The organism is Carboxylicivirga agarovorans, from assembly GCF_050589845.1.
Taxonomy (GTDB): domain Bacteria; phylum Bacteroidota; class Bacteroidia; order Bacteroidales; family Marinilabiliaceae; genus Carboxylicivirga; species Carboxylicivirga agarovorans.
Genome location: NZ_JBNGPA010000029.1, coordinates 1 through 3,017, shown reverse-complemented (window position 1 = coordinate 3,017; position 3,017 = coordinate 1). Strand labels below are relative to the sequence as shown.

Sequence of the window (3,017 nt, the reverse complement as noted above, 5' to 3'; positions counted from 1 at the left end):
TTTGAATTGGCTGATTTAACATCGTATGAAATATTGGATGTAATCCAAACATAAATAGCTCCTAACTTGTCATGTTCGCTATTGAAATCAGAGTTTATTCTCTTAGCAATCTTTTCGCAGTTAGAAATTGATGTAGGGTATCTGGTAACAATCTGCTTTATACTTTCATTAATTTGTCCACTTATGGAAAAACTAATAAGTATCGTTAATAATATTAATGCGTTAAGTCTTTGCATCTAATGGGGGCTAACGGTTGGCTAGATGAAGCGATTGGCAATTTAACGAACCAAACCTTCCAAAACTTCTCTGAGCCAAATCTTTTATTTGTTTTTACCTTTTATTTTCTAAAGCCAAATCAAAGATTTGGCGGTGTTCAATTACCCAACCTAACTTCCAATTTCTCTCGGCCGCCAATTGCTTTATACTAGCGTGTTAGGGCTCGTTTATTTTTACGAATTATTCTCTGTGACCAATGTCCTGTTATTCGATTCCAAAATGAAGGCTCTTTGACCCAAAAAACATTGATCTTGCCACATGCCAAGCAAGTACAAACTAATTCTTTTAATAGTAGGTCATCGTGTTCCACCCTGTCTGAAACTATCTCATCTAAAGCTTGCCTCGCTGTTCTTTCTAATATATCAAGCTTAGTACTATTGCAATCTGAACAGTATACTTTTTGTTTAGTCTTATTATTTTTTCTTCTTGAAAGAACTTCAAGATTTAACTCAGTAAGATCTCTCTTGCGAATTTCCTCAAGAACTAGTTCTTGGCTTTCTTTTAAGTATGATTTGAATTTTGTTTTATAGAGTTTTGCGAGCTCTATATCTGTAAGATTTTCAAGAAATTCTTTAATACTTCTATTATTCATATAGTATCGTAATAAAACTCTGTTTTAAAAAATGAGATTATTGTTCTGCCATTATGTAGAGGAATGTTCGTAAAGGCACATGGTTGAATGAGCCCTAACTCGCCAATATACGGCACTATGCTTTATATATTACATATAGCCAGTGGGCGATATATGGTATGACTATTTCATATATACTATATATTTTTGCAACATACAGCTTCGCCTCCTCAGTCACAATAATGTGTAAGCTTTAATCTATACTGAATGTATCAATACTGCACATCAAGCCTCTGGTATTCTGATTTTGTATCCAACGACACCTATCTTATTATCTCTTTAAACTACACTTTCAGGATGCTCATCGCCCCAGCTTTTCAAATGAAGGATGACATGAAGGCTTTACTCATCATAAAAAAAGCTATATTTTTTTAGACATCCAAGTCATCCAGCGGACTTTTTAATTTACTAATATCTCTTTTGATATATAGGCACATAACTCTGTCGTCTTGGTGTTCAAATGCCCGGCTAACTTTTGTGTATTCCGGAGATCCATCCATGAGTCATGCAGGTGGGTGACAAAGGTGTGTCTCAACATATATGCGTTAATTACATACCAATACAGGCTTATACCCTATACTTTTCAATACACAGAACACTAACAAGGCTAAACCTGACCCTTTTTGTCCTTCTATAACATTAATACCGGGCTGCTAATTGTATAGATACATTAAGTACTTGAGTTCGTCATCTGATTTTATACCTATAACTTTCAGGTTATTTAACGTTCTACTCCTGACACCTGTGTCAATAAGTATATATAATTTACATTTATGCTTAATAAATATGCTATTGCTTGATGGCCTCTGGCTTTTGTTTTCTTAATACTGTGCTTAAACTCCTTTGGGTAACTGACGTAGAATTAGTCGTTCGCTGATCCTCGCTCTGTCAATGATAACATATAGCGCCAGACTACACTAACCACAATGTTCTATGCCGACTATGGGTCACTTAATTCTCTTATGTGAGAATATCTAATCACGTATCCCTTCATCAGAAATTTCATTGACCTACTTCCAAGCTCAGGTAATCAATCGTGGTACTGAGCCTTAAAAAGGTCCATGGGCATTACCCAATGGTTTTGTAAAGAGGTCAAAACAAGCTAAGCATAAACATACGTGTATTTAAGGAAGAAACAGGGATAGATAGGTAGCTTATTAAGCGAATTGGCAGCTATTCTGTAATGAAACTTTTTCTCTTAATGAGCGCTTGTAAAAAAGAGGCTGATTTTCTCAGCCTCTTTTTATGTCCTTATACATACAGATCATGTATAGGGTGTTATGTGGATAGAAATTATCTAATTTGGTTTATTTGAGTTTGATAGAATAAGTATTTGGTGAGAGAATTTCTCCAAATAATTTTTGAATTCCCTTTATTCAGTAATAATACTAATCCTGTTTCTATCAATTAATATTTCAGCTTTGTCTTACATACATTTGATCTGGTGAGTTCTTTAAATGGTTTTTCTCAAAACTAAGGGTATCGTGTGTTAACGACACCCTTAGTCATGAGTTGGTTCCGTTCAAGTATCTACTCGCTTATTATGCCTGTTATAAACAAACTAATTCTTAAGAATTCTACGCACACCCAACCCAACTTTTACAATATAAATTCCCTTGGGAAGATTTCCTACTTCGACGGTCTGTTCTTCGCCAATATCCGTCATTTGTTTGATCAAGATACCAGACGCATTATAGATACTTAATGTTTGTCCACCTGCTCCTTTAACAATAAAGTAAGTTGTTGCTGGATTTGGATATATTTGAAACTGTTCCTTTTCTGCTTTCAAAATGTTGTTAGCTATGCCATATTGCGCCGTAACAGTTAAATTGCTTGTTACATTATCAAAAGCTATATCCCAGCCTGTAAAGTCATAACCGGTGCGGCTTGGATTAGCAGGTGCTGTGGCTGATGAACCATGATTTACTGTTTCTGTCTTGAGCTCGCCGCCATCCCAATCTTCGAATCGTACAGCATAGGATTTAATAGTGTATTGAGCCCTTACGGTCAATGCTGAGGTCACATTATCAAAAGCCACATCCCAACCGGTAAAGTCATAACCGGTGCGGCTTGGATTAGCAGGTGCTGTGGCTGATGAACCATGATTCAC

General features: G+C 35.8%; 4 protein-coding genes. All 4 read right to left on the bottom strand.

Translation table 11 applies throughout. The annotated features are described in order from the left end of the window. On the bottom strand, positions 1-236 hold a 236-nt coding region (locus ACRD69_RS20045; protein WP_430816920.1), incomplete at its 3' end, for a hypothetical protein. A 188-nt stretch (positions 237-424) separates the two neighbouring features. Beyond that, on the bottom strand, positions 425-868 hold the full coding sequence (locus ACRD69_RS20040; protein ID WP_430816919.1) for a hypothetical protein: 444 nt from the start codon (positions 866-868) through the stop codon (positions 425-427). Positions 869-1,307: 439 nt separating this feature from the next. Then, positions 1,308-1,457, bottom strand: coding sequence for a tyrosine-type recombinase/integrase (locus ACRD69_RS20035; protein WP_430816921.1), 150 nt, complete (start codon positions 1,455-1,457; stop codon positions 1,308-1,310). Positions 1,458-2,468: 1,011 nt separating this feature from the next. Then, a partial coding sequence (locus tag ACRD69_RS20030) for an InlB B-repeat-containing protein (protein ID WP_430816918.1) occupies positions 2,469-3,017 on the bottom strand: 549 nt, incomplete at its 5' end.